Source organism: Sporosarcina sp. NPDC096371, assembly GCF_044762865.1.
Taxonomy (GTDB): domain Bacteria; phylum Bacillota; class Bacilli; order Bacillales_A; family Planococcaceae; genus Sporosarcina.
In genome coordinates, this window is sequence record NZ_JBIWFE010000016.1 from 1 (window position 1) to 6,593 (window position 6,593).

The window sequence follows — 6,593 nt, forward strand, 5'->3', positions numbered from 1 at the left end:
GGCAGTACTTATGATTTAGATTTCTATGGTGCTGTTTGGAGCTTAACAAGAACAGATAATGTTTGGCATAAAGGTTGGGCCAACTTAGAAATGAGACGTACAAGTCGTGATGCACAGCTTAGAGTATTGAGTAAATATATTGAGGATGTAGGTAAATCAACTAACTGGTCTGTGAGTTGGGGGCCTATGTCTGTAGGCGTTGTTGGAAATAAATCAGCTAATCAAGTCGCATGGGATACTGGATTCACAATGGATTGAACTATAATGAAATTTAATATCCAAAATTACTAAACGTTAAACATAAAAAACCCCAAACAAAATTAAATTTAATTTCGTTTGGGGTTTTTTTATTTTTTCACATTACATTAAATTTACATATTCAATAAATAGATAAAGGAGTTTAACAAGAATGAAACTTATACTATTGGGTATATCTATAATACTCTTAGGATTGACAATTGTAGTTGTATATAGTTCGTCAGGATTGGGTTATACAAGCGGTACAAAAATAGGATTAGGAATATCTATTTTGGGATTTATATTTTCGATAGCAGGAGTTTTTAAAACCGATAATGATTAATTACGTATTTAAGCCAGTATCCAAGCAGATAGTGGCTATTTAACGCTCCATTTCCCATCTGTTCTGACGTTTTTTATCTTTACCTCTATCTTTAACTTGCTGACGTCCCTGGTCTCTTCTTGCCGAATCCCCTGCTTGCGCAAGACCTTGCATGATTGAATCGAATATTCCCAGACCTCTTTGCATGGTATTAATGCGCTCTTTAAATACAGGAATTCGCTCCTGCAGCTCCCCTAAAATACTTTCCTGCTTGTTGAAGTCAGTTCTTTTAGTAATACCTTCATCTTTCAAAAGGTCGGCGTACTGATCACGAGCCAAAACAGCCTTGTCGTAATCACTTCTAGCTGATTTTGAAACAAGCATTTTTGCTTTTAGAATTGGGTTTTTATCAATTTTTTCAACATAGTCACGATTTTTCTCATAATTTTTCAGGTGATTTCCAGCACGCAATAAACGTGAACTGTACTCATTAACATGAGAAATTTCACCTTGAAGCTGCTTAATTTCCTGACGTTTTTTTGTTACAAACTCTTCAATCGTTTGGATAGGAACAACTTTCCCGTTCTTTTTATTCACTTCATTCAGCTTCTGAGCCGTTTCAAAGCTCATATGTTGCGCTTCAGGATGTTCGGGGTAGTTTGATGCCACTTTACGAACAAAACCGTTTTTAAGGGCCTTCTCGGCACCTCTAAGGACATCCACTTCACGCACAATCTGTTGACGTTGATTTTTATTCGTTTCAAGTAGTCCTGGGCGTTTTGTTTCGAAATCGGCTTTAACCTGGTTAAATTCAACTTCAGTTGAGAATTTGAGCTTTTCCCGATGATAATTCAACTTTTTATCATGCAATTGAATCTGATCAAGGCAATCGGAAATTACCATTTCGGCACGTTCCTTTGTTGCACGGTTTTCTTTGACTTTCAAAGGGTTCAACCAGTTAATACTTTCAAGCTTTTGTTGCTGTTCCTGAATTTTCTCTTGGTTAGCTGCAATCGAATTATAATGACCAGCTGCTTCTTTAATCGCCTTATCTGACCAAGTAACAAACTGTTCCCCGTTATTTAATCGCTCGGACCATTTGGCAATTTGTTGACGTCTTTCTTGAATATTTCTAAGAGAAGGATCTGCCTTCAAAACTTTTTTCGCTTCTTGTAAATGAGCAAGCTCTTCTTGCGTAGTGAAGCGTTGAGCAATGACTTGTGGCTCCTGCTTGATTGCTTGCTGCTCTTCTATGACTTTCTCCGGCTCCTGCTGACGAGTAACCTCCTGTTTCACTGGCTGCTGTTCTTCAAGTGGCTCGAAATATTTCTCTCTGAAATTACGGAGTAATTCATTTTGTGTTAATTGAGTCGAAGATTGTTCAGGCGCAGGCTTATCGAATTGTTTAAGTTGACGGGCCATTTCTTCTTCAATAGCTCGTTTTTCTTCGCGATATTTTTGTAAGTCAACGACCAACCCGTTATATTCCTGACGGTCACGGTTAATATCGCCTTGTGGCGTGTCTATGCCTCGTTTCTCCATTGCACTTGCTATGTGGCCAAGATGGATAGTCGGAAGTTGTTCAAGTCCACGGGCTTCATGAGAAAGATGGGATATCTTTTCTTGAACGCCCTCTCTTTCTAAACTTTTATTTGCATGATTCGCCCATTCTGCACGCCATTGTTCCAGGAGACCTTTATCGTTCCAGGAACGATTTTTCGGACCAAATCCATCGGCTGAAATTTCTCTAGTAGTCAGCATGACATGAACATGAGGATTGTTGGCATCATCACGGTGTATTGAAAGGTCTGCAATCATGCCTTTATCTACAAACTCTTTTTGTACAAAGTCACGGATCAATTCTTTCTGTTGTCCGTTTGATAATTCGACAGGCAATGCAATATTTATTTCACGGGCAAGTTGAGAGTCTTTTCTTTTCTCAATCTTTTCAACTGCATTCCAAAGACGTTCACGATCCTTCACCCATTCTGGAGAATCGGAAGGAGCAAGAATCATGGAATCTGGAGTTACATCTCTGCGATAAAATTTTTCTTCGCCTGTACGCTCATCTTGCAATTTGTCACCAGAACGATAAGCAGCAGCTGCAACTGCGGATTGTCCTTTTCCTCTTGAAATTACTTGTGCTGAAAAATGATAGATTGCCATGATTCTCACCCCCTCATTATGATTTACCACGCTACGCGAATCCAAATTGATAAAACAAATGTGGCACATCGAAGATGGCACACTTTGAATTTTGAAATCGCTGATAAGCGAATATGGTTTTAGTTGCGAAGCAATAGCACACATCGGAACGATGTATAAGTGCGCCCTTGTCACTTCGTTCTCTCGGGATATCGTAACACACCTCCCATGCCTATTCTAGTGTGATGAGTAGTCTTATTCGCGGGTATACGGTAAACTAATTACAAAGAATGAGATTAGGAGTTGGTTAAAATGACTACTCGTAAAACAGATGAAGATCGTTTAAGAGAATTAGAAGAAAAAATGGAACAAATGAAAGCAAAAAAACAACAGGTGGCAAATCGAATTAAAGAAAAAGAACGAAAAGAACGAACACGTCGATTAATTCAAGTCGGAGCAGTATTCGAAAAATATTTTGAAATTAAAGGCGAAGAAGAAGCTGAACAAGTTGCTTACGGAATGAAAAATGCTGTTGAAAAAAACAAATCCAAATTACTAAATATTGACGTTGAAAAATCAAAAGAGAAAAAAGAAATAGTTTACAAAGAAGGCGTGGAAGGTTTGTTTATACCAGAAGTAAAAAATACTGGATATAACGAGAAAAAGGAGGATTTAAAGAATGAAAATCAGTAGAAATGACGAAGCCAATCTCCCCGACTTTTCCAGTCATGATGAAGCAAGAAAATATTTTAAAAATCAGTACGGTGATCGATTTGTCATGATGAGTTCTGAAATGATTGACGAGCAAAAAGTCTATTTTTATAGCTTGCTGCTGGATCCCGAAACTTTTCATGAAGGGCAAAAAAAACTAAGTCAAGGTGAAACAGTTAACGGTTTAGCCTTGCTAAATAGCTATCAATCAGTCGAAATATTTGAAGATGGCCAGATTCATATTATCCACTGAAAGCCATCAGGTCAGCTTTAGCTGCCTTGCTAACTGAAGTTAGCCCTTTCTTGGCAAGATGGATGTACAACGGGAAGTGTCAACGATAAATGTTTGACTGGAGCAGCTGCGTAAGGAATTTAAGAAGTTGATACGTGCTGTGATGTTCCACCCTCTCTTTGGTTCTCACCCCATGTGAGGACCTGCCACCCGGCGAGGGGGTTTGGGGGTTGCCACTTTTCAAAAGGGGCAAGGTCTGGCTCTTAGTGGCGAAATATAGTCTTTTAACAGTGAAAGTCTCTTAACGGGGCTTTTTTTATTTGCATCAATCTCTAAAAAGCATTTAAAGGGCTTTTAAAGGCGTTCTATTTCCAAGGTGATAGATATATTCATTTTTCGACTTAAAACACGTGTACGGTGCTTCTGAGCGTTTTAAGAGGTACTTTGGAAGTGTGGGACAACCTGTATTTGCAATTTTGATAGAAAAAGAGATTCTTAGATTTATTTATTTCACCACCACCACGCTCTTCGCGCGTACGCGTTGTTTGTTGTTGTTTTTAAGTACTTTGTTTAAGATCTTTGCTTTAAGTGATTTAGGCACCCTCTGAGCCGTTGATACGACTGAGTTTTCAAGGTCGAACTATCACACTTTCGGTCTCAACTATCACACTTTCGGTCCCAACTATCACACTTTCGGTCCGTCAACTATCACACTTTCGGTCCCAACTATCACACTTTCGGTCTTAATTATCACATTTTCGGTCCCAATTATCACAAATCATTATAAATAGTGATAATGATTGCAATTACTTTTCAAATTGGTTATTGTATAGTTAACAACTATCACAAAACAAATATATCTGGATATAAGGAGTGAGATCATGGATAGTAATTATGTTGTTGCTCAAGGTAATAACTTGATTGAAGCCCGTCATAACAAGCCTTTGACCGCGAGAGAACAGAAAATTATTCTCACGATGGTGAGTGCAATTCAACCTTCAGATAACGACTTTAAGGAATACCGTATTTTATTAAAAGACTTCAGTGAAATGTTGGGGTTGAAAGGAAGTATAAAATACGGGGAAATTAAAGAAATTGTGAAAAATTTGATGGAAAAGACAGTTGAAATTCCACGGCCGAACGGGGGATGGTTACTTGCCCATTGGGTTTCAACTGCGGAATATATTGATGGCGCAGGCGTTATTGAATTGACGTTTTCTCCAAAATTAAAGCCCTATTTATTGCAGTTGAAAAATCAGTTTACGTCATATCGATTAAGCAATATTTTATCCCTTAACAGTACCTACTCCATCCGGTTATATGAACTTATGAAAAAGTGGCAACACCTCGGGAAATGGGAGTGTCCTGTCGAAGACTTAAGAGGAAAATTAGGCGTTGGTGAGGGGAAATATGCATTATACGGTCACTTCAAAGCACGTGTCTTAAGAACTGCTATTGACGAAGTTAATGAAAAAACAGATCTTGATATCGGTTTTGAAGAAATTAAAAAAGGTCGTGGGGTTGTTCGGATTGCATTTACAATAAAACATACAGCTGAGAATGAACTCAAATTGCCAATCCCACCCGAAAAACGGTCAAAACCTACTGAAAACGAAGATATAAAGGTGCGATTAAACGCTTTAGCGGTGGGTTATCAATTCGACAGCTCTTACTTCGCTCAAATGCATCAAGGTGCATCCCTAATCTGGGGCGATCAAGCTGAAAATGAATTGAAACTGCTCATTCAATATGTCAATGATCAAGAATCCATTAAAAATCCATTAGGTTTTATCAAATCCAAGCTACTAGCAGCTTGGGAAGAACATTCACAAGGCATACCAGTAACGTTTGCAACATTACAGCCAAGCGTAAAATGCTCTAATGGACGAGAAGAGATTATTCCTGACTGGTTCAAAAAAAGTACTGAGTCAGGGGAAAATGAAGTAGACCTAAAAGTCGATGAAGAACGGAAACAATTATTAAAAGAAATGGGAATAGAGAGCTAGTTTAAACTGTGAAAGTCCCTTTGATTAGGGGCTTTTTTATTTGTCTAAATAACTCTGAAATAAAATCACGACAAAAGCTGTTATTTCAAGGATTAAAGATAAAAAAGTGACAATAAAAACAGATTCTATTAACCTGTTCACCTTTGCTTTTTCAGCAGGCAAACTAGTCTTATTCTTTTTATAAAGCATAGCGAAATCTATTTACATATTTCAACCGACTGATGTAAATTATGGAATTTTTATTTCTATATGTTATAATAGACAGAATAATGGAAGGGGTAGATGTAATGAGAAAATTAACTTTATTGCTAAGTTTGATTTTGATTTTTTCTATTTTTACTAATCAAAATCAAACATTTGCACAAAAAGGGGACAAAGAAGTAACCGAAGCACAACTTAATGAATTTTTAAAACAAGCCGGGACACCGGATGATCTGTTAAAGAGATGGGAATATGATCAAAAATTAGATATTTATAATAAAAGTAAAGATAGTGTCTTAAAATTCGATACTACCGAAGAAACAGATTTTGTAAAAGATCCACTTACAAGTCAGCTAATTGAATCTACCGATGATAGCATTCTAGAAATATCACCTTTAGCTACAATACCTGCAAGTAAATTAACGGTTTCACATGATGTATTTACTAGGATTTTTAATAACACTGCATATAAAGTTGTCTACGCTAATTATTCATGGAATAATACAAAAAGTGGTGGCACAAAAGGTGATAAAATTGCTATTGCAGTTCCAGATGGTTGGGCAATAACTAGTAGTACTTTCAATTGCCAGGAATATCAAAGTGGGTACCCGGCAAATGGTTACACATATAAGGCTAACTGTGGAGGCAGTACTTATGATTTAGATTTCTATGGTGCTGTTTGGAGCTTAACAAGAACAGATAATGTTTGGCATAAAGGTTGGGCCAACTTAGAAATGAG

The 6,593-nt window shown here is 37.4% G+C and carries 7 protein-coding genes; 6 read left to right on the plus strand and 1 reads right to left on the minus strand.

Features of this window, described 5'->3' with window-relative positions:
- The coding region (locus ACIQ0H_RS21315; RefSeq protein WP_403419281.1) for a hypothetical protein at positions 1–258 on the plus strand (258 nt) is incomplete at its 5' end.
- 151 nt (positions 259–409) lie between these two features.
- Positions 410–580 (plus strand): hypothetical protein, encoded by a 171-nt coding sequence (locus ACIQ0H_RS21320; protein ID WP_403419283.1) that lies wholly within the window; start codon positions 410–412, stop codon positions 578–580.
- A 39-nt stretch (positions 581–619) separates the two neighbouring features.
- On the opposite strand, the gene mobQ is transcribed toward ACIQ0H_RS21320, so the two are convergent.
- On the minus strand, positions 620–2,725 hold the full coding sequence (gene mobQ, locus ACIQ0H_RS21325; protein ID WP_403419285.1) for a MobQ family relaxase: 2,106 nt from the start codon (positions 2,723–2,725) through the stop codon (positions 620–622).
- Between the two features lie 291 nt (positions 2,726–3,016).
- Between mobQ and ACIQ0H_RS21330 the strand changes: the two genes are divergently transcribed.
- From ACIQ0H_RS21330 to ACIQ0H_RS21345, 4 genes are all read left to right on the plus strand, one after another.
- Entirely contained in the window at positions 3,017–3,397 is a 381-nt protein-coding gene (locus tag ACIQ0H_RS21330) for a hypothetical protein (protein ID WP_403419287.1), read from the plus strand.
- Positions 3,384–3,668 (plus strand): hypothetical protein, encoded by a 285-nt coding sequence (locus ACIQ0H_RS21335; RefSeq protein ID WP_403419289.1) that lies wholly within the window; start codon positions 3,384–3,386, stop codon positions 3,666–3,668. The genes ACIQ0H_RS21330 and ACIQ0H_RS21335 overlap by 14 nt, the downstream gene beginning before the upstream one ends.
- A gap of 860 nt (positions 3,669–4,528) precedes the next feature.
- Positions 4,529–5,653: a replication initiation protein gene (locus tag ACIQ0H_RS21340; RefSeq protein WP_403419291.1), complete on the plus strand. Its 1,125-nt coding sequence runs from the start codon at positions 4,529–4,531 to the stop codon at positions 5,651–5,653.
- 287 nt (positions 5,654–5,940) lie between these two features.
- Positions 5,941–6,593 (plus strand): hypothetical protein (locus ACIQ0H_RS21345; protein WP_403419293.1); only part of this gene is annotated, 653 nt, incomplete at its 3' end.

Excerpts from the sequence above, each read along its gene's own strand:
- ACIQ0H_RS21320 (WP_403419283.1), top strand. The coding sequence starts at position 410 with ATGAAACTTATACTATTGGGTATATCTATAATACTCTTAGGATTGACA.
- mobQ (WP_403419285.1), bottom strand. The coding sequence starts at position 2,725 with ATGGCAATCTATCATTTTTCAGCACAAGTAATTTCAAGAGGAAAAGGA.
- ACIQ0H_RS21330 (WP_403419287.1), top strand. The coding sequence starts at position 3,017 with ATGACTACTCGTAAAACAGATGAAGATCGTTTAAGAGAATTAGAAGAA.
- ACIQ0H_RS21335 (WP_403419289.1), top strand. The coding sequence starts at position 3,384 with ATGAAAATCAGTAGAAATGACGAAGCCAATCTCCCCGACTTTTCCAGT.
- ACIQ0H_RS21340 (WP_403419291.1), top strand. The coding sequence starts at position 4,529 with ATGGATAGTAATTATGTTGTTGCTCAAGGTAATAACTTGATTGAAGCC.